The sequence below is a fragment of the Lentiprolixibacter aurantiacus genome, assembly GCF_026241225.1.
Classification (GTDB): Bacteria; Bacteroidota; Bacteroidia; order Flavobacteriales; family Flavobacteriaceae; genus Lentiprolixibacter; species Lentiprolixibacter aurantiacus.
Genome location: NZ_JAPFQP010000001.1, coordinates 1,295,184 through 1,320,452, shown reverse-complemented (window position 1 = coordinate 1,320,452; position 25,269 = coordinate 1,295,184). Strand labels below are relative to the sequence as shown.

At 45.8% G+C, this 25,269-nt stretch carries 19 protein-coding genes and 1 riboswitch; of the genes, 9 read left to right on the top strand and 10 right to left on the bottom strand.

The annotated features are described in order from the left end of the window. Positions 1–36 precede the first annotated feature (36 nt). From OO016_RS05890 to metK, 5 genes are all read right to left on the bottom strand, one after another. Positions 37–447 (bottom strand): RrF2 family transcriptional regulator, encoded by a 411-nt coding sequence (locus OO016_RS05890; RefSeq protein ID WP_266011589.1) that lies wholly within the window; start codon positions 445–447, stop codon positions 37–39. A gap of 36 nt (positions 448–483) precedes the next feature. Next, positions 484–1,671, bottom strand: coding sequence for a trans-sulfuration enzyme family protein (locus tag OO016_RS05885; RefSeq protein ID WP_266011587.1), 1,188 nt, complete (start codon positions 1,669–1,671; stop codon positions 484–486). A gap of 6 nt (positions 1,672–1,677) precedes the next feature. Continuing rightward, positions 1,678–5,082, bottom strand: a complete 3,405-nt coding sequence (gene thrA / locus OO016_RS05880; RefSeq protein ID WP_266011585.1) for a bifunctional aspartate kinase/homoserine dehydrogenase I — start codon at positions 5,080–5,082, stop codon at positions 1,678–1,680. 36 nt (positions 5,083–5,118) lie between these two features. Further along, the gene (locus OO016_RS05875) at positions 5,119–6,411 is read right to left on the bottom strand and encodes an O-acetylhomoserine aminocarboxypropyltransferase/cysteine synthase family protein (protein WP_266011583.1); all 1,293 of its coding nucleotides are present in this window, start codon (positions 6,409–6,411) and stop codon (positions 5,119–5,121) included. A gap of 119 nt (positions 6,412–6,530) precedes the next feature. Beyond that, positions 6,531–6,640, bottom strand: a riboswitch (SAM riboswitch). A 77-nt stretch (positions 6,641–6,717) separates the two neighbouring features. Beyond that, positions 6,718–7,974 (bottom strand): methionine adenosyltransferase, encoded by a 1,257-nt coding sequence (gene metK / locus OO016_RS05870; protein ID WP_266011581.1) that lies wholly within the window; start codon positions 7,972–7,974, stop codon positions 6,718–6,720. A 452-nt stretch (positions 7,975–8,426) separates the two neighbouring features. Here metK and OO016_RS05865 point away from each other — a divergent pair, with 452 nt between their 5' ends. Then, a complete protein-coding gene (locus OO016_RS05865; protein ID WP_266011579.1) occupies positions 8,427–9,041 on the top strand; it encodes a deoxynucleoside kinase in 615 nt (204 codons plus the stop codon). 78 nt (positions 9,042–9,119) lie between these two features. On the opposite strand, the gene OO016_RS05860 is transcribed toward OO016_RS05865, so the two are convergent. The 3 genes from OO016_RS05860 to OO016_RS05850 all read right to left on the bottom strand — a co-directional run bounded on the left by OO016_RS05860 (position 9,120) and on the right by OO016_RS05850 (position 15,297). Beyond that, on the bottom strand, positions 9,120–11,543 hold the full coding sequence (locus OO016_RS05860) for a sodium-translocating pyrophosphatase (protein WP_266011577.1): 2,424 nt from the start codon (positions 11,541–11,543) through the stop codon (positions 9,120–9,122). Between the two features lie 132 nt (positions 11,544–11,675). Then, the gene (locus tag OO016_RS05855) at positions 11,676–14,168 is read right to left on the bottom strand and encodes a DUF5686 family protein (protein WP_266011576.1); all 2,493 of its coding nucleotides are present in this window, start codon (positions 14,166–14,168) and stop codon (positions 11,676–11,678) included. Positions 14,169–14,319: 151 nt separating this feature from the next. After that, entirely contained in the window at positions 14,320–15,297 is a 978-nt protein-coding gene (locus tag OO016_RS05850) for a pyruvate dehydrogenase complex E1 component subunit beta (protein ID WP_266011574.1), read from the bottom strand. A 186-nt stretch (positions 15,298–15,483) separates the two neighbouring features. Between OO016_RS05850 and OO016_RS05845 the strand changes: the two genes are divergently transcribed. The 8 genes from OO016_RS05845 to egtD all read left to right on the top strand — a co-directional run bounded on the left by OO016_RS05845 (position 15,484) and on the right by egtD (position 23,663). After that, complete coding sequence (locus OO016_RS05845) at positions 15,484–16,230, top strand: electron transfer flavoprotein subunit beta/FixA family protein (protein WP_266011572.1); 747 nt, start codon at positions 15,484–15,486, stop codon at positions 16,228–16,230. 36 nt (positions 16,231–16,266) lie between these two features. Further along, entirely contained in the window at positions 16,267–17,235 is a 969-nt protein-coding gene (locus tag OO016_RS05840) for an electron transfer flavoprotein subunit alpha/FixB family protein (RefSeq protein ID WP_266011570.1), read from the top strand. An 87-nt stretch (positions 17,236–17,322) separates the two neighbouring features. Then, positions 17,323–17,949, top strand: coding sequence for a bifunctional nuclease family protein (locus tag OO016_RS05835; RefSeq protein WP_266011568.1), 627 nt, complete (start codon positions 17,323–17,325; stop codon positions 17,947–17,949). Between the two features lie 18 nt (positions 17,950–17,967). Then, complete coding sequence (locus OO016_RS05830) at positions 17,968–19,422, top strand: NupC/NupG family nucleoside CNT transporter (RefSeq protein WP_266011566.1); 1,455 nt, start codon at positions 17,968–17,970, stop codon at positions 19,420–19,422. A gap of 27 nt (positions 19,423–19,449) precedes the next feature. Beyond that, positions 19,450–20,436 carry an adenosine deaminase gene (gene add / locus OO016_RS05825; RefSeq protein ID WP_266011564.1) on the top strand — a complete coding sequence of 329 codons (987 nt, stop codon included), beginning with the start codon at positions 19,450–19,452 and terminating at the stop codon, positions 20,434–20,436. Positions 20,437–20,600: 164 nt separating this feature from the next. Next, positions 20,601–21,425 (top strand): thymidylate synthase, encoded by an 825-nt coding sequence (locus OO016_RS05820; protein WP_266011562.1) that lies wholly within the window; start codon positions 20,601–20,603, stop codon positions 21,423–21,425. A gap of 89 nt (positions 21,426–21,514) precedes the next feature. Further along, the gene (gene egtB, locus OO016_RS05815; protein WP_439649307.1) at positions 21,515–22,675 is read left to right on the top strand and encodes an ergothioneine biosynthesis protein EgtB; all 1,161 of its coding nucleotides are present in this window, start codon (positions 21,515–21,517) and stop codon (positions 22,673–22,675) included. A 16-nt stretch (positions 22,676–22,691) separates the two neighbouring features. Next, positions 22,692–23,663 (top strand): L-histidine N(alpha)-methyltransferase, encoded by a 972-nt coding sequence (gene egtD, locus OO016_RS05810; RefSeq protein ID WP_266011558.1) that lies wholly within the window; start codon positions 22,692–22,694, stop codon positions 23,661–23,663. A 57-nt stretch (positions 23,664–23,720) separates the two neighbouring features. Here the strand turns inward: egtD and OO016_RS05805 are convergent, their stop codons facing one another. Beyond that, entirely contained in the window at positions 23,721–24,017 is a 297-nt protein-coding gene (locus tag OO016_RS05805) for an isoamylase early set domain-containing protein (protein ID WP_266011556.1), read from the bottom strand. A 150-nt stretch (positions 24,018–24,167) separates the two neighbouring features. Then, complete coding sequence (locus OO016_RS05800) at positions 24,168–25,253, bottom strand: aminotransferase class V-fold PLP-dependent enzyme (RefSeq protein ID WP_266011554.1); 1,086 nt, start codon at positions 25,251–25,253, stop codon at positions 24,168–24,170. Between the last annotated feature and the right edge of the window lie 16 nt (positions 25,254–25,269).

The window sequence follows — 25,269 nt, the reverse complement described above, 5'->3', positions numbered from 1 at the left end:
CTCAAGAGATAGCGAGAAAGTATTAATTAATCAATCTTACCGGATGATATCGGCAAGTGTGGTATGCCTGTACACCTCGAGGGCGCTGTCACGAACTGCGATCATCAGTTTATTAACCGCACAGCGATTCTCATCCGGACAGTCATCACATTTTTCATAAAAATTAAGGCTTACGCAGGGGACCATGGCAATAGGACCCTCCAGTACGCGCATTACAGCTGTCATCTGTATTTCTTCCGGATCCTTAAAAAGATAATAGCCCCCTCCTTTTCCTTTTTTTGACCCTAGTAATCCTCCTTTTCTCATTGTGAGTAAAATACTTTCCAAAAATTTCTGGGGTATATTTTCATGTCTGGCAATTTCAGCGATCTGGACCGGCTTTCGATCCTCCCTGGAAGCCAGAAATGCGAGGGCCTTAAGTCCGTATTTCGTTTTTTTGGATAACACAGTTTAAAGATAAATAAAAAGAACCGAGGTATTTGGTTAGGCTTTTTCCAGGGCCTGTGCTATATCCTGAAGGATATCATTTATATGCTCCAAACCAACGGATATCCGCACCATTCCATCACTTATTCCTGCCTCTTCCCGCTCTGTAGGTGTAAGTTTGCTGTGTGTCGTAGAGGCCGGATGGGTAACGATACTTCTGGAATCCCCCAGGTTAGCGGACAAGGATAACATTTTTATAGCATCAAAAAATCGTCTGCCTGCATTAAGTCCGCCCTTTACTTCAAAAGCCACAACGCAGCCTCCAGCTTTCATCTGTTTTTTAGCTATTGCATATTGAGGATGCGATTTAAGAAAGGGGTATTTAACGAAGTTTACTTTGGAATGCCCCTCCAGGAACTCTGCCACTCGCAGGGCGTTTTCGCAATGGCGATCTACCCGAACTCCCAATGTTTCCAAACTTTTAGAAAGAATCCAGGCATTGAAAGGTGAAAGAGAGGGACCCGTAATCCTGGAAAACCTGTAAATCCTATCTATCAAATCCAAACGGCCGACCGCTATCCCGGCCAGAACCCGGCCCTGTCCATCCATTAACTTGGTGCCTGAATGAATAACGAGGTCCGCACCGAACTTAATGGGTTGCTGCAAATAAGGGCTGGCGAAGCAATTGTCTATTATCAGCAAAAGCCCATGTTTATTTGCAATGTTACCAAGTTTTTCCAGGTCCAGCACGTCTACAGCCGGATTGGTAGGGGTCTCCGCATAAATCACTCTGGTTTTAGATGTTATAAGACTGTCTATGGATTCCAGCTCATCTATCCTAAAATAATCATGCCCTATATTCCATTTAGGGAGTATCCCGGAAAACAAACTATGTGTAGATCCGAATATACTTCGAGCTGCCACGATATGGTCTCCAGCCTCTAGCAAAGCCGCAAAAGTGGAGAATACCGCGGACATGCCAGATGCAAAAGCGACACCGGCCTCTGCTCCTTCCAGAGCACAAACCTTGTCTATAAATTCCGTTGAATTGGGATTGGAATACCTGCTGTAAATATTCCGGTCTACTTCTTCAGCAAATGAAGCACGCATATCTTCTGCATCCTCAAATACAAAACTGGAGGTAAGATATAGGGGCACCGAGTGTTCCTGAAAACTGCTCCTTTCGGCCTGTATGCGTATAGCATCCGTTTCGGGCTTCCTATCAAAAGTATTCTTGTTTTTCATGCCTTGTTAGAGTTTCTCGGCAATCCGCAGGATATCTCCAAATACCCCCCTGGCGGTTACCGATGCCCCTGCCCCGGCTCCCTGGATTACCAGTGGCTGCTCACCATAAGATTCCATATAAATTTCAATAAGAGAATCAGAGCCCTTTACCTGGCCCAAAGAACTATTCCTGGGCACTGAGATCAACTTGACTTCCAGCTGGCCTTTGTTCTTCTGAAGATCCCCTTTCAACTCACCAACGTAGCGCAAGACATTGCCTGGCTTCAATCTATCTTTTAGATCCCGGAACACGGGATCCAGCGTTGGCATGGCATTGGTGAAATCTTCCAGGGATAAATTCCTCATATCTTCAGGTATGAGGTTTTCTATACTGATCTCGTCAAACTCGTTTTGCAAATCGAGCTCCCTCGCAAGCACCAGCAGCTTTCGTCCCACATCATTGCCCGATAGATCTTCCCGCGGATCGGGCTCAGTGTATCCCATGGCTTTTGCCTGTACCACAATTTGTGAAAAAGGGAGGTCTGTTTCAGAAAGTGTATTGAATATATAGCTGAGTGAACCGGAAAATACACCCTTGATTCCAGTGATATTTTCCCCGGACAAGTGCAGCAACTTTATAGTATCTATTAAGGGAAGCCCTGCACCCACATTAGTCTCGTAGAGGTACGACTTCTGATGTTCCTTGAGTTCCTTCCTTAATTCAGTGTAAAAATCGAAAGAAAGGGTATTGGCAATCTTATTGGATGATACCAGGTCAAACCCCCCTTTCAACAAATCCGAATAGTGTTCCACAAAAGATACACTTGCCGTATTATCGACTGCAATGAGGTTTTCCAGGTGGTGCCTTTGCGCATAGGCCACAATATCTTCCATGGTATAGGACTCGCCATCCTTTTCTAAACCTGATTTCCAGTCTCCGGCAATGCCAGATTTGTTCAGCAGCACGTTTCTGGAATTGGCCAGTGCAAAAATATTTAACCTGATACCCTTTCGTTTTTCAATGCTTTCAACAGATTGGAGCAGCTGATCAATAAGGGCACCTCCCACCTGTCCGTGGCCAAATATGGCGAGGTTAATTTTCTTGTTGATTCCAAAAATCTGGCCGTGTATTACATTCAGGGCCTTGTGCAGGTCCGACCTTCGCACAACAAGCCCAACGTTATTCCCTGTGACCGAGTTATTGAACAACAAAGGTTGAATATGGTTCTTGATAAGTGCATTAAAAGGTTTGTGGAAAGAGCCGAGTTCAATCCCTACAATGGAGATAATCGCCACATCACGGAAAATAGTAACGGCATTGATGTCGCGCGATTGAAAATCGGCTTCAAATGCCCGGGTAAGTGCCTTTTTGGCCAGATCTGCCTGCCCGGCCTTGACTACAAGTCCGATACCCCGCTCTGAAGATCCCTGGGAGATAATACTAACATTGATACCGTATTGCCCAAGGGTCCCGAAAATCCGCGCATCCACCCCAACTTTCCCAAGAAGTCCCCTTCCTTCCAGTACGATTAGCGCCTCGTCATCGATCACTGAAATTGCCTTGATACCATCCGCTTCAGCATCTGAACAGATCCGGGTTCCATCGCTATCATTATTGAATGTATTCAGAATTCGCAAAGGGATATTCTTTTCCAGCAAAGGGATAATGGTCTTTGCATGCAGTACGCTGGTCCCAAAGTTGGCCAGTTCATTGGCTTCTTCATAAGAAAGCTGCCTGATTTTCCTGGCATCAGGAACCAGCTCCGGATTTGCCGTGTAGATTCCATCTACATGAGTATAATTCTGCAATTCCTCAGCATCCAGAAAGTTCGCTATCAATGCAGCCGTATAGTTACTCCCGTTCCTTCCGAGCGTTGTTGTTTCCCCCGCCCTGGTCGACGCAATAAATCCGGTCACCAGAGGAACACTATGCGCAGGAAGTGAACTAAAGACCTCCTCTGTAGCTTCCCTGGATAATCCCTCGATCAGTTTCGCATTGCCAAAAGTGTCGTCAGTTTTGATCAGGTTCCTGGAATCGAGTGCCACTGCCTCCACGCCCCTTGCTTTCAATAAGGCGGAAATCATTTTAACCGAAATAAGTTCCCCCTGGGCCAGCACCTGATCTTTGATCCGGGCGCTGTAATCCCCAAGCAGGGCCACGCCCTCTAATAAGCGTTCCAGTTCCCCAAATTCCAGGGACAAATCCACGTTGGTATTCCCGTTTTGCTGGTACTTTCTGAATAGACCCAGCTTCTCTGCATAATTCTCACCCCGGGCTGCCAGTTGGAGCAGTTCCTCTAACTGGTCAGTTGCCCTTTCCCTTGCTGATAGTACTACGGCTATGCGTTCTTTGTCTTCCGCTTTCTGCTCAATCAGGTCAAGGACACGACGGATACCCGTTCCGTTAGACAGGGATTTGCCTCCAAATTTGAGCACCTTCCACCGACTTTCCAGTTTATCAGGACTGAAAATGGGGCTGAGCAGCTGTTCCATCTGATCAAACTCCATTAAAAAGGCATCGTGGCCGTGCACAGACCGGATTTCACCATAGGTTACGTTGCTTTTTGCCCTGGCCAATTGCCTGTAGGTTTCCCGGTTTTCACTTGCCGAAAAAAACAGGTCTGAATCCACACCAATAATGTGGATATTGGTATCGCTCTCCTGCAAATTTTTAAAAGCTTCCTCCCCCTCACGGCTAATATCAATGGTTTTGAGCAACTGGTTGGTCAGCTTGTAGGCAGAAAGCTGAAACCTTTCCTGCAGTTTTTTACCGTGATGGATAAGCCAGCTTTCCACATTGAAAACCTGCAATTCCTCGTTAGTACTCCTTTTAAAACGCTGCTTGAAAGATTCTGGTGTACGGTAGCACAGCATAGCATGCATACGGGCATCATGGACCGGTTGCTTGGAGTTGATCAGAAATTGCTCCTGGATCTGGCAATTGGCAATAAGCCAGTCAGTAGATTTCCAATCGGATGCCACCGGAATAAGGTGCTCCGTAAGTTGCGGGTTCAATGCAGCCATTTCCCAGGCCAGTCCACCACCCAGCGAACCCCCTATGACGGCATAAAGGGCATATATCCCGAGATGATCCAGCCCCAGCAGAAACAATCGTGCAATATCTCTGGCAATAAAGTCCTTGTAATTGTCAATCACAAAACCGTCGTACCCATTACCCGGGATATTAAAACACAATACCGTGTACCGCTTTGTATCAATGCATTTTCCATCCCCTATCAGATCGGACCACCACCCTGTTGGACCAGCGACATTGGAATTGCCCGTAAGGGCATGGTTAACCAGTACAATCGGAGCGGTATGCAGGGGTTTTCCAAACTGTTGATAAGACAGTTGTATATCCCCACTGCTTCCGCTACAGGTAGTAAAAGCCGGAATATGGATCGTATGCAAAGATGTTCTCGTTACCTTCATAAATCAAGATTACCCACCCGGATCAGGCGGGTTTTGTTAAATAAGTACTTTGGCATCCAATGTTGCAAAGGCTTCTGTAAGATCGGCTTTGAGATCTTCAATATCCTCCAGTCCAACAGACAAACGGATCAGGTCCTTGGTAACTCCAGTGGCCTCCTGATCCTCATCACTAAGTTGCTGATGAGTGGTGCTTGCCGGATGGATGATCAGGGATTTGGTGTCTCCAATATTGGCCAGCAGTGAAAATATCCTGGTATGGTCTGCTATTTTCTTGGCCGATTCATATCCTCCTTTTACCCCAAAAGTCACAATACTACTTTGTCCCTTGGGCAGGTACCTATCTGCCTGTTGCCTGTAAGCACTGCTGTCAAGCCCGGGGTAGTTTACCCAGTTAACCTCATCGCGGTCCTGCAGCCATTTGGCCAGGGCAAGGGCATTTTCGCTGTGTTTTTTCATTCTGATCTCCAGGGTCTCCAATCCCTGAAGGATCTGGAAGGCATTGAACGGACTCAGGCATGCACCGTGGTCGCGCAACCCTTCTATCCTCACTTTGGCTATGTATGCCGCAGGTCCCAGGGCGTCGTGGTAAACCAGCCCATGATAACCAGCAGAAGGTTCTGTAAACTCAGGGAACTTTCCATTGGCCCAGTCAAAAGTGCCTGCATCAATAATTACACCCCCAAGTGCGGTCCCGTTGCCATTGATATACTTGGTAAGCGAATGGATAACAATATTAGCTCCATGTTCAATTGGATTAAGCAAGGCAGGGGTAGCTACTGTGTTATCCACAATAAATGGAATTCGTGCAGCTTTGGCCTCCTCTGAAATGGCCTTAAGGTCTAATACATCCAGCTTTGGATTACCCAGGGATTCCACAAAAATAGCCCTGGTATTTTCCTGCACTGCCTTCCCAAAATTCCCGGGATCTGTGGGATCTACAAAGGTAGTGGTGATACCCAGTCGCGGAAGGGTTACACTCAGAAGATTGTACGTTCCCCCGTAAAGGCTGTTCGATGCCACAATATGATCGCCGCTTTTAAGCAGAACGAGAAGGGCAGTATTTATCGCCGCCGTTCCCGAGGAGGTAACCACCGAGGCAATACCTCCTTCCAGGGCAGCCAGTCGCTGTTCCAGGATGTCGTTGGTGGGATTGTTGATCCGGGTATAGATATTCCCGAACTCGGCCAGTGAAAAAAGATTGGCCGCATGATCTGAATCGTTAAAGACATAGGCCGTGCTCTGATAGATTGGCACTGCCCTTGTCCCGCCGTTAGCTGCCGGGTCGTGTCCCGCATGTAAGGCATTTGTACTGAATTTTTGCTCACTCATGATTTTAGTTTTTAATTAATGAACCGATTAAATAAAAAGCCAAACCCCCACCTGCTGAATCAGAAGGTCAGGTAAAATCAAAAAGTTATAAGAAAGTGATATGCAGTGTAAACTGCCAACTGTTATCTGCCCCGTTGCACGGGATAGAATTTAGCACCTTCTTTGCATGGTAAGCAAAGGGTTGCTAAGGTTTCACAGGGTCTATTCCCTCCACCTTTCTTGATAACTATTCAATACGTGTTTGAACTTCGTGAAGGGCAAATATAACCACCTATATTTGGAATATCCTAATACTTTGGGGAAAAATTACAGGTCAAAGGCCTCCCTTACCTCTTCTATCATGTCCAGTTTCTCCCAGGTAAAGAGCTCAACCTCAGTCTCAATCCGACCGTTATAAGGGGATTCAAAAACTTTTTTCACGGTAACTGGCGCTTTGCCCATATGACCGTATGCAGCGGTCTCCAGATAAATAGGATTGCGCAGCTTCAGGCGGTCTTCAATCGCAAAAGGACGCATGTCGAAAAGAGACTTTACTTTGGTGGCAATTTCCCCATCAGAGAGATCTACCTGTGCAGTCCCATAGGTGTCCACAAAAATAGAAGTAGGTTCTGCGACACCTATCGCATAGCTAACCTGCACCAGCATCTCATTGGCCACTCCTGCGGCAACGAGGTTTTTAGCGGCATGCCGGGCTGCATAAGCCGCACTTCGGTCTACCTTACTCGGGTCCTTACCGCTGAAAGCACCTCCACCATGGGCTCCTTTCCCTCCGTAGGTATCCACAATGATCTTCCGTCCGGTAAGCCCAGTATCCCCATGGGGGCCACCAATAACAAATTTCCCGGTAGGGTTGATGTGGTACTTTATATCTTCATTAAAAAGTTGCCGGATCCGTTCCGGTAATTTGGCCATTACCCTTGGAATCAGAATTCCAATAACATCCTCCTTGATTTTGGCCAGCATACGGTCGTCATCCTCGTCAAAGGCATCGTGCTGGGTAGAGACAACAATGGTATCAATGTACTGCGGAACGTGATCATCCGAATAGGCGATAGTAACCTGAGACTTAGCGTCTGGTCTCAAATAGGTAATCTGGTCATTTTCCCTTCTTATTTCCGCCAGTTCCAGCAAGATCTTATGAGAAATATCCAGTGCCAGCGGCATATAATTATCCGATTCGTTTATGGCGTAGCCAAACATCATACCCTGGTCTCCTGCACCTTGTTCTTCCCGCACCTCCCGGTCTACCCCCTGGTTGATTTCTGAGGACTGTTCGTGGATCAGGGAAATTACACCGCAGGAGTCTCCGCTGAACTGATATTCTCCTTTGGTATAACCAATATTATTGATAACCTCACGTGTAATTTGCTGCAGGTCTACATAGGTCTTGCTCTTTACCTCACCGGCCAGAATTACCTGACCCGTAGTGACCATGGTTTCACAGGCCACTTTGCTTTTTGGGTCAAAGGCCAGAAAATTATCCAGCAGAGCATCACTGATCTGGTCTGCTATTTTGTCCGGATGTCCTTCACTTACTGATTCCGATGTAAATAAATACGCCATTACTTTTATAGTCTTTAATTTGGAGGATGTGGACCGGGCTGATGGCAGAGTGAAGTCAATAGATCCCGTAAAGCAATCGGGAAGTACTGCTTTAGCATTTTTATTTTTCGGGCTTTCCCGAAAATAAGAGGTTGCAATCAGTCAAATCTCTCCTCAATACTGAACGGCAAAAATAAAGCAAATGATGCGGTCGGCAAAATTGGGGCCGCTGAAAATGTCCAAAGTAAGGCGAATCTTATTAATGCACAGGTCCTGGATGAACATCCTGTTTCACCTTCTAAACTAAATCCGGGAACAGCTTTACAAATTTTGAACATGCAGGGCGTGGAACATACACTTGCCTGTTAAAAATAACATTCATTTCAGCCTATTTTTTTTCCCATAACTACAGATACTTCGTATATTGTATCCCTTTGATAGTGCAATAGAAATCTTTAAAAACCCTACCTAAAATGCACATTGCAGTTGCCGGCAATATTGGCGCAGGTAAAACAACGCTTACCAGACTTCTCTCCAAACACTATAAATGGGATGCCCATTTTGAGGATGTAGTAGACAATCCTTATCTGGATGATTTCTACAACAAAATGGAACGCTGGAGCTTTAATCTCCAGATCTATTTTCTGAACAGCCGTTACAGGCAAATTTTAAAGATCAGGGAGAGTGGGAAGAATGTTATTCAGGACAGGACCATTTATGAGGACGCCCATATTTTTGCGCCTAACCTGCATGCTATGGGGTTGATGACCAATCGGGATTTCAGCAACTATACCAGTCTTTTCGAATTGATGGAGTCTCTTGTACTTCCCCCAGATCTGCTTATTTACCTGAGAAGCTCTATACCCAACCTGGTGAACCAGATCCATAAGCGTGGCAGGGAATACGAAAATACTATTTCCATAGACTATCTGAGCCGCTTAAACGAACGCTATGAGGCCTGGATACAGGGCTATGAAAAAGGAAAAATGCTTGTAGTAGATGTGGATGACATAGATTTCGTGGACAATCCCGAACACCTGGGAGAAGTCATCAACCGTATTGATGCCGAGATCCACGGGTTATTTTAGAGATAATTACATAAACCACATTATAAAAAAAAAGCCCTGATATTTCTCAGGGCTTTCTTAATTGATAATACTATGTGACTACTGTTTTTCTTCTTCAACCTCTTCAACGACTTTTTCAATCTTTACCTTCACCATTTCATCCATCTCGTTAAAAGCTGCGATTTTTGCTTTTACTTCCTCCCTGGTTCCTTCGAAGATCTGTTCATCTGTAACAACCTTGCCATTATTTTCAGTTGTGGTTGTAACAACTGCTTTGAATTGTCCTTCTCCAAGGTCCTTCATTTCTACCATAACTTCCTTCTTCATTTCCTGTCTAACCATTTCAGTAGCAGTATTGGTCTCGTTATAAGCCATCAGGGTATCTGCAGAAATAGCAATACTAGGAGCAATTACCAGGGCAACAACAGACATCAGCTTCAAAAGGATGTTCAGGGAAGGTCCGGAAGTATCCTTGAATGGATCTCCTACGGTATCTCCAACTACAGCTGCCTTATGCGCATCAGATCCTTTTCTTCCTTCGGCTTCGATCATTTTTTTAGCGTTATCCCAGGCACCTCCGGCATTGGATTGGAATATCGCCATCAGTACACCTGCTGTGGTAACACCTGCTAACAGACCACCCAGCATTTCAGCTCCTCCGATGAATCCGACAGCAACAGGTACGGCAATAGCGAGTATACCGGGAAGTACCATCTCCCTGATAGAAGCTCTGGTTGAAATCTCAACACACTTATCGTATTCTGCAACACCATCAGCTGCTTCGAAGATCTTGCGGTCTGCATCTGAAGCCTTAGACATGTCAGAATCGTACTTCTTCATTACTTCAAGGGCCGCTTTCAATTGAGGAATATCGCGGAATTGTCTCCTTACTTCCTCAATCATAGCCATGGCAGCGCGACCAACAGCTCCCATAGAAAGGGCAGAGAATACAAATGGAAGCATTCCCCCTATTAGCAATCCTGCCATGATATCGGGACGTGATACGTCAATAGCCGTTACGTTGGCCGTTTTCATAAATGCCGCAAAAAGTGCCAGTGCGGTTAGGGCCGCAGAGGCAATGGCAAATCCTTTACCAATGGCTGCTGTAGTATTTCCTACTGCATCCAGTTTATCAGTTCTTTCTCGTACTTCACTTGGAAGTTCGGACATCTCAGCGATTCCTCCTGCGTTGTCGGAAATAGGCCCGTACGCATCAACTGCCAATTGTATACCAGTATTGGCCAGCATCCCCACTGCAGCAATAGCAATACCGTAAAGGCCTGCATAGTAGTGCGAGATCAGGATGGCCGCAGCAATCAGTATAATTGGAATAGCAGTAGACATCATACCTACTCCTAATCCGGCAATAATATTGGTTGCCGAACCTGTTTCAGATTGCCTTACAATACCGCTTACCGGTTTAGTCCCGGTTCCTGTGTAGTATTCTGTAACTTTCCCTACCAAAAGTCCGGCAACAAGACCGGCAATAGTGGCAAAGAATACTCCGTGAGAAGTAAAGGTCTTTCCACCTTCTACCCAGTTTTCTGGAAGCATGGTAGTAATGAGGAAATAAGAAACGATCAGCATCAGAAAAGCAGATCCAAATTCTCCGATATTTAAAGCTTTATGTGGTGAACCTCCTTCTTTAACTTTTACAAAGAAGGTACCAATGATGGACATAATAATTCCAGCCGCTGCCAAAGCCAGCGGCAGGTAAACGGCTCCAAGACCATCGAAGGAAGCTGAGAATTCCGGTAGCGCAACGAAGGATGCTCCAAGAACCATGGTTCCGATAATGGAACCTACATAAGACTCAAAAAGGTCAGCGCCCATACCGGCAACGTCACCAACATTATCACCCACATTATCTGCAATGGTTGCAGGGTTAAGGGGGTGGTCTTCTGGGATCCCTGCTTCAACCTTACCTACCAGGTCAGCACCCACGTCAGCGGCTTTGGTGTAAATACCTCCACCAACACGTGCGAAAAGGGCAATGGAAGAAGCTCCAAGTGAGAAACCGGAAAGCACATTCAGCACCTCAACAATATCCCATCCCTGTCCGCTATATACCATGAAAAGACCGCTAAGACCTAAAACTCCGAGGCCTACTACCCCAAGGCCCATTACAGAACCTCCTGCGAAAGCCACTTCCAGTGCTTTGCCCAGAGACTCCCGTGCAGCATTGGTAGTCCGCACATTTGCCTTGGTAGCAACGCGCATCCCGATAAACCCGGCAAGTGCAGAACAGATAGCCCCAACTACGAAAGAAACAGCAACCATACCGTTAGAACCTTCCTCGCTGTTACCCTTAAAGTACAAGAGGATTGCTACGGCAAGTACAAATACAGACAGGATTCTGTATTCTGCCTTCAGAAAGGACATAGCACCATCGGCGATGTTCTTGGCTATTCTGGCCATTTTATCATCTCCAACGGCCTGCTTGGATACCCAGATATTTTTAATCCATACGAAGAGGAGTGCCAAAATACCAAAGGCCCAAAGATAGTCTACGAATAATTCCATTTGTTTAGTTATTTATTGTTTAAAACGGCTGCAAAAGTAGTGAAATGGATTAGAATAAAAAAGGAATAAATGAAAGCCTAACAGTAGGTTTACAGTCGGCCCATAAGGCCTGATAATCATCCCGGTATAAAATCAGAAATTGAATCCGAAAGTACCGGTAACACTAAAGGGACGGGCGTCAGGATTATCCAGGTAATTGCCCCGGAAATTAAAATCTATCCTGAAGATCTTGAAAATATTTCCTACCCCCAGGGAATACTCCCAGTAAATCTTGTCGTCAGGAGCCACCAGGGGAATATTGGTAGGTGAACTCAGGGCGATGTTCTCATCGGAAAGTTCTCCCCACACCCCTCTTAACCCAACTATTTCACGCAGGTTAAGTTTGCGCAACAACGGAATCCTTGAAAAGAGGCGACCATTAAAATTATGTTCAAAGTGAGCAGAGACATAGGTATCAGTAACAAATTCGTAAAAATCCAGATTCGGGAAGGTATTGAAAATGGAAAAGAGGGTTTGGTTACCCGGTACCACATTCAACAACCCCAGGGGCACGGCACCAAAGGTTTTCCCTATTTCAACACTGCTGAACAACCTTCCAAACCCTCCAATTTGCCAGGGCTGGGAATAGGAAAACTGTATTTTTTCGTAATTGAAATCGCTCTTCAGGAACCCCTGCGTACCCTTGGTGTAGTTCAATAATAAGGTACTGTAGTTATCATTGACATCCCTGCGTTCCACCCCATAACCAATAGTACGTTTTCCAGGGGTGTATATGAGAGTAGTAATCAGGTCGAATTGCCTGATTTCAGAAGATATGCCCGTTGGCGCCCCGGGGTCCACATAGTCCAGGCTGAACGCTTCAGGGAGTGCAGAGCTCAGAGTCCTGAATGACCCTCCAAAACGAAACCTTAGATTGGTAAAGGGCTCAACCTCCAGGGCCAGTGTACTTAAATTAATATTGGTTAACCTGTTGTTATTCCCCACAGTGAACACAGCTGAAGATGCCACACTTCTCCCCAAAACATCATTTGTCGCGGTCAGATTTATTCCCAGTTGTTCAATATCCCGTCGGTTGCCCCCGGATATGATCAGCCTGCTTTTCCGATCAAGCAGCCATTTGGCCGAAAACCCGTGCTTGAACTTGTGGTCGTCAAAGCCATAGGCCATGTAGCCTTCAAGGCGCCAGGGATCGTTCTGCCCAAAATAGGTGCGGGCCCCGCCTCTCAATCGAATCCCTTCGGCATCATTAAATCCAAATGTGCTGTATATATCCCCGATGTCCAGGTTCCACTTGTCGATTTCAATATAACCAGATCCCAGTACACTAACGAGGTTGTAATAGGTCTTGAATTTGGGGACTGTTTTCAGGGTATCCAGCAGGGTGTATATCCCCTGCTCGTCCTTGTTCAGGGATTCCAGCCGGTTGTTTTTCCAGAAAATACTGTCGCGCTGAAAAATAGAAGGATCATAGGGATCGGAAACACTCTTGTAAAACTCCTCAGGCCTCGGGTTCTCAAACTTGTAATGATCGTAAACAGTAGTACGCTTACCGTATACCCCTTTGGATTTTTCCTTTTTGCTGAAACTGAAATCGCTCATCAGGTAATCCCTTTTCAGCAGGAAAACAGAGTCATTCACCACCTCAAATTCCTGTTGTATATAGATCTCCTTAACCCAGTTGATATTGGCGCTTTTGGTGACTTCCAGATCGATTTTCTTTACAGCGTAAGTAGTGTCGTTTACCCAGAAATCGCCCTTGAAGGTCAGTTCGTTCTTTCGCCTTGGATAATAAATAATATGGTAGCACCATTTGTTGTCTATATAGGCACTGTCTGCAAGAACATAATTGTAGGTGTTGATCCCGGTTTGCGAAAGCGGACTGGTAAAGCTTTTGTCTACCAGTTTGATGTAGTTATCGTAGATGTTGTAATCCGAATACAGGTCATCCACAAAGCCTATAATGGCCTGGTTATTGCTAAATCCCGAGTTTTTGCTACCCCTTACTTCTTCTTTCTCCAGGTTCATCTCATTATCCCCGTACACCTGGGAAAATGTCTCATTCAGGAACAGCGGCAGGTAGGTCTTGCCGGTGATACGTGATGTGTCAAGATCGGCAAAGATAAACTCAAGACCCCTGAACATCTTGCTCTTCATTAATGCACTGTCAATGGTATTCAGGTCAAACTCGATCTTCTCGTATTTATCGTACTGGTATTGCCGGAACTTTTTTAATCCATTGATGCGCTTGTTGGCCCAGATCTTTTTCAGGATATCAATGGCCGGATTGTTCTTTTTGGACTGCTTCCCAACATAGACCACCACTTCATCCAGCTGCTCCCCTTCTTTGAGGATAACCTCGAGGTTATAGGTCACACGCTGCCTGAGCTCAACTTCCTCCGTTGTATATCCTATAAAGGAAACCGACAATACGGTATAGTTTTCTTCAGATTCAAGGTAAAAGCGACCATCTTCATCGGTAATGGTTCCCTCAGTTGTATTCTTAAACAACACATTGGCATAGGCCACAGGTTCGCCTTCCTCATCCAGTACGATTCCACTCACTTTGGTTTGGGCGTATACTACCATACCAATAATGAAAAAAATAAACAACAGGGATCGCTTCATGGGAATACAGGATTCATATCTGCCATCTTAGTGGCACTGTTGTGGCAAAGCTTACAACTCAACCGTCTCCCTTCAAACGTACAAACCGTCAGGGTCGTATACAGTTGCTGCAACTTATACCATCAAATGTACCTGTGAATTTTGGAAAGGCTTATTTGTATAACACTTTCTTAACAGCCTTGATGACATCCTGGGCATTGGGGAGCCATTCTGCCAGTAAAACCGGTGAATAGGGCGCTGGTGTATCGGCCGTATTCAGCCTGACGACAGGGGCATCCAAATAATCAAAGGCCTGAGACTGTATCTGATAGGTAATTTCGGTGGAAACATTGCCAAAAGGCCAGGCTTCTTCCAGGATAACCAGCCTGTTCGTTTTCTTTACCGATTTAAGGATGGCTTCGTGGTCCATGGGCCTCACGGTCCGCAAATCAATGATTTCACAACTGACACCTTCTTTTTCGAGTTCCTCGGCTGCCTTGTAGGCCTCTTTGATGATCTTGCCAAAGGATACTATGGTAACATCAGATCCTTCTCTTTTTATTTCGGCAACACCGAGTGGAATGGTATATTCTCCTTCGGGCACTTCTCCCTTATCACCATACATCTGCTCGGACTCCATGAAGATCACGGGATCGTCATCCCTGATGGACGCTTTTAAAAGCCCTTTGGCGTCATATGGATTGGAGGGAACTACTACCTTGAGTCCGGGGCAATTGGCATACCAGCTCTCAAAGGCCTGTGAGTGCGTAGCTGCCAGCTGTCCGGCTGAGGCAGTAGGTCCGCGGAATACAATAGGAATATTGAACTGTCCGCCGGACATCTGCCGCATCTTTGCGGCGTTGTTTATGATCTGGTCAATCCCAACCAGGGAAAAGTTGAAGGTCATGAATTCGATGATGGGGCGGTTGCCGTTCATAGCCGAACCCACACCCACACCAGCAAAACCCAGTTCGGAAATTGGTGTATCCAGCACCCGGTCCGGACCGAATTCATCCAGCATTCCCTTGGAAGCCTTGTATGCTCCATTGTACTCTGCAACTTCTTCTCCCATCAGGTAGATGGATTCGTCCCGGCGCATTTCCTCGGACATTGCTTCTGCTATGGCTTCTCTGAATTGGATTGTTCTCATTTATTTTTTCTTTTATGGCCCTAAGGCTTCGTACTTGCGGCTGACAAAAATAGGAAAATATCAGCTGATAAAACAGCAGGTAAAATCAAAAAAAGAAACAAAATTTATTATGCATGCATAGTATTTTTCAAATATATTAGCTATCTTTGAGGACTATTTTAATAGACCATACAAATACAAATCTCTATGAAAATATTAGTCTGTATCAGCAGTGTTCCCGATACAACCTCTAAAATCAATTTCACGGCAGATAATACACAATTCGATACTACCGGAGTGCAATTTGTGATTAACCCCAATGATGAATTTGGGCTTACTCGGGCCATGTGGTTCAAAGAAAAACAAGGTGCTGTGGTACATGTAGCCACTGTGGGAGACCAGAGTGTGGAACCAACTATGCGCAAAGCATTGGCCATAGGGGCAGATGAGGGTATTCGCGTGGATGCCACCCCTACAGACGGACTGTTTGTTGCCAGTCAGCTTGCGGAAATAGTTAAAAATGGTGGTTATGACTTGGTCATTGCCGGCAGGGAATCCATCGATTATAATGGCGGCATGGTTCCCGGAATGATGGCCGCGATGTTGAAAATGAATTTCGTAAACACCTGTATTTCCCTTGAAGTGGAAGGGAATAAGGCTACAGCCCTCCGCGAAATTGACGGTGGAAAAGAAAAGATTGAAACAAGCCTTCCGCTGATCATAGGCGGACAAAAAGGGCTGGTTGAGGAAAGCGACCTGCGTATCCCCAATATGCGTGGCATCATGATGGCCCGGCAAAAGAAATTAAATGTGATCCCTGCCGCAGATGCCAAACAGGGAAGTCACGAAATTAAGTTTGAGCGTCCCGCTCCAAAAGGTGAGGTAAAAATGATAGATGCCGAAAACCTGGATGACCTGATCGACTTACTTCACAACGAAGCCAAGGTTATATAGGCTGTATCCCAAATCATTAATCCTAAAAAGAAATTCATGTCAGTTTTAGTTTATACCGAATCGGAAAAAGGAAAATTTAAGAAAAATGCATTCGAAGTAGCTTCCTATGCCAAAGCAATAGCTGATACAACCGGAACCGAGGTAACCGCGGTGGCTTTCCATGCTGAAGACGCTGAAACTCTTGGCAACTATGGGGTTTCCAGGGTGCTACTGGTTAAAGAGGATGCTCTGGATACCTTCAATGCCAGGGCATATGCCTCAGTTCTTGCTGAAGCTGCCCGTCAGGAATCTGCATCGGTTATCGTGGTGAGTTCCAGTACGGATGCCAAATATATGGCGGGAATACTCGCAGGAGACCTGGAGGCAGGTTATGCTACCAATGTGGTGGCAGGTCCGGAAAGCGTATCACCTCTTGTTGTGAAACGCACAGCATTCAGCAACAAGGGCTTCATGTTCACTGAATTGAAAAGCGAAAGAAACATTATCGGGGTTTCCAGCAATGCCTTTGGAACTCATGAGAGCAAGGTCGACTGTTCTGTGGAAACGTTCAGTCCGAATCTCGGGGATGATCAGTTCGGAACAAAATCTGTTGAAATAGACAAGGTAGTCGGCAAGGCAACCATTGCAGATGCTGACGTAGTAGTGTCCGGTGGACGAGGCCTCAAAGGACCTGAGAACTGGGGAATGATTGAAGAACTTGCCGATGTGCTTGGCGCTGCGACTGCATGTTCCAAACCGGTGTCCGACCTCGGATGGCGGCCTCACGGGGAGCACGTTGGGCAGACCGGTAAACCCGTGGCCAGCAACCTGTACATAGCTATAGGAATATCCGGAGCTATTCAGCATTTGGCCGGAGTTAGCGCCTCCAAGGTAAAAGTGGTCATCAATACAGACCCGGAAGCACCTTTTTTCAAAGCGGCCGACTATGGGGTTGTAGGAGATGCCTTTGAAGTTGTGCCCAAACTCACAGAAAAATTAAAGGAATTTAAGGCCCAAAACGCCTAATTTTTGTTAATTTGTGCCTCTAAAGGGCTGTTTAAATAACAGGTCAAACCTTTTGTTTAAACGCCCTTTTTTTGTTTAAACAACCTGATGAGTTTAGTTCGTTTACAAATTAAGGGGATTTCATACAGTCAGACCCAGAATGGGGCCTATGCGCTCATATTGAATGAAATTGAGGGAGACCGGAAACTGCCCATAGTTATTGGTGCATTTGAAGCCCAGTCCATTGCGATAGCTCTTGAAAAAGAAATCAAACCCCCACGTCCCCTGACGCACGATTTATTTAAAAACTTTGCCGATCGTTTTGAGATAGTCATAAAACAGGTGATCATCCATAAACTGGTCGACGGTGTATTTTACAGCAGCATCATCTGTGAGCGGGATAAAATTGAAGAAATTCTGGATGCCCGCACCAGTGATGCAATTGCCCTCGCCCTTCGCTTCAATGCTCCCATATTTACTTACAAAACCATACTGGACAAGGCCGGTATCTTCCTTAAATTCTCCTCCAAGGATAAGGATAAAGAAGGTGATGACAGTATTGTGGTAGATGAGATACTGCAGGAGGGCGAAACAGTGGAGATCGATTCTGGGAGCACACCGGCATACAAAGAACTAACGCTCGAAGAACTGCACCAGGAACTTGAAAAAGCGGTGGCAAATGAAGACTATGAAAAAGCTGCCAAACTGCGGGATGAGATCTCAAAACGCAAGTGATCAATTAGCTCCTACCACATGAGATTAAGATCCCTGATTACCTTATCCACCTTTTTATGTGCCTTTTCACTCCTAGCCCAGGATACAACTGTGGCTACTGAAAGTCTGAGCCTGGCAATACCGGAAATAGTTGATCAGCAGGAAACAGCTGGTATTGTTCCAAATCAGGGCTTTTCGGCGGATTCACTGGGACGTGGCGCTTTGGGAATGATTGTTCTGGTTCTGATCGCTTTCCTTTTTAGTGCCAACAAAAGAGCCATAAATTGGAAGACCGTGGGTATTGGCCTGGGTATTCAACTGGCCCTGGCTGTAGGCATATTGAAAGTCCCCTTTGTACAAAGTATCTTTCAGGCCATAGGAACCTTCTTTGTAAAAATCCTGGATTATACGCTAGCCGGAAGTGAGTTTCTTTTGGGAAGCCTGCTCAATGTAGATAACCCTAACATAGGCTACGTATTTGCCTTCCAGATTCTGCCCACTATAATTTTCTTCTCGGCCCTGACTTCAGTGCTCTTTTATTTAGGGGTCATTCAAAAAGTAGTTAAGGGCCTGGCCTGGCTTCTAACCAAAACCCTGGGGATCTCCGGGGCGGAAAGCCTATCGGTTGCCGGGAATATATTCCTCGGTCAAACCGAATCACCGCTTATGATCAAAGCCTACCTCGAAAAAATGAACCGCTCCGAGATATTGCTGGTAATGATTGGCGGAATGGCAACAGTTGCCGGTGGTGTACTGGCTGCCTATATAGGGTTCCTGGGAGGTACAGATGACGCCCTGAGGCTAGAGTTTGCCAGACACCTTCTTGCAGCCTCTGTAATGGCGGCTCCTGGAGCCATCGTGGTCTCCAAGATGCTGTATCCACAGACAGAAGCCATAAACAAGGATATACAGATATCTCAGGAAAAAATTGGCACGAATCTGTTGGACGCTATTGCCAATGGTACCTCCGAAGGCCTGAAACTGGCCGTAAACGTAGCGGCCATGCTCCTTGTTTTTATTGCCTTTATCGCCATGATCAATGGTATTTTAGGCTGGGTAGGGGATTTTACCTCCTTGAATAACTGGATTGCGGCAAATACCACCTACGACCAGTTCTCCCTTGAAGCCATACTGGGGGTTGTTTTCGCACCATTGATGTGGCTTATTGGGGTAAATTCAGAAGATATTATGCTGATGGGCCAGCTGTTGGGTATTAAACTGGCCGCGAGCGAGTTTGTAGGCTATATACAATTAGCAGAGTTAAAAAACCTGGCCTCCGCCCCACATTTTGGCTTTAATAAATCTGTTATCATGGCTACCTATATGCTATGCGGGTTTGCCAATTTTGCCTCCATAGGCATCCAGATTGGCGGTATTGGGTCACTGGCTCCCGGACAACGCAAAACCCTTTCCGAATTCGGGATGAAAGCAGTCCTTGGTGGCACCCTGGCCTCACTGCTTTCTGCTACCATTGCCGGAATGATACTGGGATAACGAACATAAATAACATCAGGGATCCTTATGGGCTACCAGACGCTTCCTAAAATTGAACTACACCTCCACCTCGATTGTTCCCTGAGTTATGAAGTGGCCAGTACAATCAAGCCAGGCATGACGAGGGAAGACTATGAAGAAAACTTTATAGCCCCACCAAAATGTACAGACCTTGCAGATTATCTGACCCGGGCAATCAAGGGTTTTGAACTGATGCAAACCCGGGAACAACTACGAATGGTGACCCTGGACCTGTTTAAGCAGCTCAAGGCAGACGGCGTGATCTATGCCGAGATCCGATTTGCACCCTTACTTCACACCGGACTAGGATTAAGCCCTGAAGAGGTTGTTGAAACAGTAATACGGGCAAGCCAGGAAGGCATTGAGCGCTTTGGCGTGGAGGCACGTCTTATTCTTTGCACCCTCAGGCGTTTCAATGAAGAGCAAAGTCTTCAGACGGCCCGAATTGTAAATGAATTCAAAGGCACCCTGGTTGTGGGAATGGATATTGCCGGGGATGAGGCCGGCTACCCTATTGACGCACACCGCAAGGCTTTTGCCTTTGCCAATAAAAATGGCATCAAATGCACTGCCCACGCCGGGGAGGCCTGCGGGCCACATAGTGTCTGGGAAACCATAAAACATTTCCATCCGCTTCGAATAGGACATGGCGCACGGAGCATAGAAGATGAAGACCTCTTGCAATTCCTAAAAAAACACAAACTGCACCTTGAGATTTGCCCAACAAGCAATATACAGGTCAATGTTTTTGACCAAATCGAAAACCATCCTGTTGATCTCCTATACAGGAAGGGGCTTTCCATTAGCATCAATACCGACGCCCGCACTATATCAGATACTACTCTTGTCAATGAATACAGCAAGCTGGAAGCCAATTTCGGGTGGACCAGTGCCCATTTTAAGTACTGCAACATGGAAGCCATTGAACATGCTTTTGCCCCTCAGGAGCTAAAGGATAAGATTCGCCTGAAACTCCTGGAGGCCTACCGGTAAACAGGCTCCTGAACCAGGGGCCTAATTGCCCCTTCTGCATATCTGAATTTTACCCTGTTAATAAATGATAATATCTCACTTTTCGAAACCAGCACCTAATCCTTATTTTTGAACTCGATGCAATAGACCTGATATCAGGAAGCTCTCCATAAACACAGGATAGAATGAAACAATACCACGACCTGCTGAAACACGTTTTGGAAAATGGATGTAAGAAGTCTGACCGTACAGGCACCGGAACAATAAGTGTTTTCGGCTACCAGATGCGCTTTGACCTGCAGGATGGGTTCCCGCTGGTAACCACTAAAAAACTGCACCTCAAGTCCATTATTCATGAATTGCTCTGGTTTCTGAAAGGCGAAACGAATATTGGCTACCTGAAGGAGAATGGAGTACGCATCTGGAATGAATGGGCCAATGAAAATGGAGATCTGGGCCCTGTCTATGGCTATCAGTGGCGAAATTGGAACGGTGACGGCATCGATCAGATCAAACAGCTTATTCACAACATCAAGACCAATCCGGATAGCAGGAGACTGATGGTTACTGCCTGGAATCCAAGTGTTCTCCCGGATACTTCAAAGTCCTTCGCCCAAAATGTGGCCGAGGGCAAAGCAGCCCTTCCCCCCTGCCATGCCTTTTTCCAGTTTTATGTCGCCAATGGTAAGCTTTCCTGCCAGCTCTATCAACGCAGCGCTGATATTTTCCTTGGGGTTCCTTTTAATATTGCTTCCTATGCCCTTTTCACGTTAATGGTAGCCCAGGTATGTGGCCTGCAGCCCGGAGAGTTTATACACACCTTTGGAGATGCCCATATCTACAACAACCATTTGGAGCAGATAGAATTGCAGCTAAGCAGGGAACCACGTCCACTGCCAGTTATGGAACTCAATCCACAAGTAGATGATATCTTTGGATTCAAGTTCGAAGACTTTACACTACTTAATTACGATCCGCATCCCCACATTAAAGGGGTTGTGGCTGTCTGATTCCTCTTGCGATAACCCCTTCCGGTATCAGCGCATTTCCTGTAATTAAGGCATTATCGCTACCTTTAATGAAAACAGAGCACAGAGCTATGTACCTTACAGAAATCTTACTGGATGCCTTCCTGGATACAAGGAGACATACGGAAATGCTTTGTGCCCCATTGGAGACGGAAGATTATGTGGTACAGCCAACAGAAGAAGTTTCCCCACCTAAGTGGCATCTGGGGCATACTACCTGGTTCTTTGAGGAATTCATTCTCAAACCACATGCCCGGGAATATACTTTTTTCGACAAGGACTTTTCCTTTGTATTTAATAGCTATTATGAAACATTTGGGAACCGAGTCGTTCGGGCAAATCGCGGCAACCTGTCCAGACCATCTGTAAAGCGCATTTATGCATATAGGCAACACGTAACGGAAGCTGTTCAGGAACTTTTTGAGCATACTGCTGATGCTTCCCTTTGGAGCCTGTTGGAAATAGGGATAAACCACGAGCAACAGCACCAGGAATTATTGCTTACGGACATCAAATACATACTGGGACATAATCCATTGCTGCCCGCATATTCCGAAAATATTAAGGAGCACCCGGTAGCCGAATCCAAAGAACAATGGTTCGCCTTTCCAGCCGGGATCAGTGAAATAGGCCATGAAGGGAACGGGTTCTGTTTCGATAATGAACTGGGAAGACACAAAGTATATCTAGAGCCTTTTGAAATCGCAGCAAACCTGGTTACCAACCAGGAATATATGGGGTTTATTAAAGACGGCGGATACACACGTTTTGATCTCTGGCATGCCGCAGGATGGGACTGGGTGAAGCAACAAAAAATAAAAAACCCACTGTACTGGCATTTGATTAAGGATCAATGGTATAACTATACCTTAAATGGTCTGCATCCCATTGATCCGGATGCGCCGGTAACCCATATCAGCTATTATGAGGCCTTTGCCTATGCTCAATGGAAAGGTATGCGGCTGCCAACAGAATTCGAATGGGAAACTGCCCATTCCCATTTCTTATGGGGCCTACGCTGGGAGTGGACTGAAAGTGCATACCTGCCCTATCCGAAGTTTAAGAAGGCAGAGGGCGCATTGGGGGAATACAATGGCAAATTTATGGTAAACCAGAAGGTCTTAAGGGGCGCTTCCATAGCAACTCCTGCCGGACACAGCAGGCCTACTTACCGCAATTTCTTCCATCCCCATGAAAGATGGCAGTACACCGGATTTAGATTAGCCCGATAATCCCGACAAAGACCATATGCCCAATAAAACAACACCCAACTTCAACTCTGTTTTTGAACAGGAAGTCTATCGGGGTCTGACCGATTTCCCCAAACACCTTTCATCCAAGTATTTCTATGATGCCGTGGGCGATAAGCTTTTTCAGGAAATCATGAAATTACCAGAATATTACCTGACCAATAGTGAACTGGAAATACTACAAGATCATAAAGAAGCCATCGCCGGGCATTTTAGCAGGGGTAAAGCGACCTTTAATTTGATTGAACTGGGAGCCGGGGATGGCTCTAAAACCAGGATTCTCCTTAATTATCTCCAGCAGAAAAATACCAGTTTTCAGTACGTTCCCATCGATATCAGTACTCATATACTCAATGAATTGACAAACAGTTTAAATTCAGAATTTCCCGGACTAGCAGTTAAACCCGTACAGGGAACCTATTTTGAGAGCCTTGAAGCCATCTGCCAGATGGACAAAAACAGGAAGGTCATCCTTTTCCTGGGCTCCAATATAGGCAACCTGCTACACCCACAGGCCGTGGATTTCCTCGTCCAGGTGCAAAAGCTTATGAGTAGTGATGATCTTTTCTTGGTCGGATTCGACCAGAAAAAAGACCCCCAGAAGATCCTAGACGCTTATAACGATCCCGGTGGGGTTACCGAGGCCTTCAACAAAAACATCCTTACCCGGATCAACCGGGAACTCGGGGGAGATTTTAATGGAAACAACTTCAGGCATTGGGAGGTTTATGACCCCGAGAGCGGGACAGCGAAAAGCTACCTGGTTTCCCTTAAAGCCCACGACGTGTATATCAGGTCATTGGATTTGAAGGTTACTTTTAAAGCCTGGGAAACCATTCATACAGAAATCAGTCAGAAGTATGACGATGATGTGGTTTCCTGGCTGGCCCGAAAGGCAGGATTGGAGATTGTGGAAGCCTTTAGCGATCGGAGGAAACTTTTTAAAAATTATCTTTTCAGGAAATTCTAAGCATAAAAAAACCGGGTTATTCCAAGAAGAACCCGGTTCCAATTAAGTTTTACATAATTACAATTCCAATACTGCGTTCTCCGCACCAGCGTAGTCATTCCACTGGTAGCGATCAGCGGCATCATCGTTAATGTAATTTCCGTCAACCAAATAACGGAATTCAAAGCTTTGCTCTTTAGGAAGGTCAAATGTTCCTTTGAAGTTTCCATTTTTCAGTTTCTTCAACATACTGCCCTTAGGGTTCCAGTTGTTAAAATCACCCACTACAGCTACTTTCTTCGCTTCTTTTGCAGGGACTGTAAAAGTTACCTTGCAAACGGGTTTGGTCTTGAGATACTGTTTGCTTATTGCCATGGTTTCTCTGTTTTAATTTTAAGGGCAAAAAAAAACAATAATCCCTTCACCAACAATGAAGGAAATCAGTTTTATCATTTTAATAATATTTTGAGAACTATGGGTTTACTTTGACAATATCAGGCGGTTGTTTTTACTACAGTCTTAATCTTAAAGCTGCCTTCTGATCAGGTCAACAACCCGGTCTACGTCCTTTTCTGTATTGTAGAAGTGGAAACTCAACCGTATTCGCCCTCCCCTCTCGGAAAAAAACACTCCGGCTTCACGAAGAGCTTCTGTTAGCCCTGCTCCTGGGTCCACACTGAATATAGGGCCATGTTGTTTCCTTTCGGTAATAGCTGATTCCAGAATACCCAGTTCGGCCATTGCCTCTCTCGCTCTTTGTATCAAGGCTTCATTGTGTGCTGTAATATTTTGCATACCTGCCTTGGATAACCATTCCAGGGAAAACTTAAGGCTACCAAAATTGAGACTATCGAGATGGCCGGGTTCCAGCCCCCTGGAGAACGGTATTTGTTCTCTTTGATCTGGCTTGCCTCCTGCAGCGTAAAACCCCATACAGGGCAATGAAGTCTTTTCTTTAAACGTTGGGGCAAACAAATAAAACCCATTGCCATAGCCACCAAGCAGCCACTTGTATCCACTAGCCCCCATGACATCTATCCCGGAATTGGAAAAATCAAAATCCAGGGCACCGAGGTATTGCGTCCCGTCTGCTATCAGAATAAGCTCGGGATACTTCGCTTTGAGTTCCTTTAAAAAATTAAGATCAATGCGAACTCCATTGAGCCATTGGACGAGACTAAAGGCAAATACGGAAACGGGTTCCTCAGCCAGTACCTTCCAGATGTGATCCTCCAGGCTGGCATCAATAGGCACATATTTTATAGGGTATCCCCGGCTCTCAAATGGCCAGTTTACTGAGGGGTAATCCCCATCCAACAGCAGAATACGAGTATCTGCTGCAAGACCTTCCAAAATCAGGTTCAACCCCAGAGAGAAATTGGGTACCAGGGCTATGTCCCGGGATGATGCATTGAAAAAATTGGCCAATGTACCATGGGTTTCCTCTACCAGATCAAAGCTTTCAAACTTCATGCTGCTACCCCCTATGAGAAAATCCAGATCGTGCCCCTGCCTCCATTCCAATAAGTCGTCGTACAATAATCCAGACGCCGCTGTATCGGCATAAATTCCTTGTGACAGTACCGGGAATTGTTTTCTCAGATGTTCCATAAAACTCAATACTCCA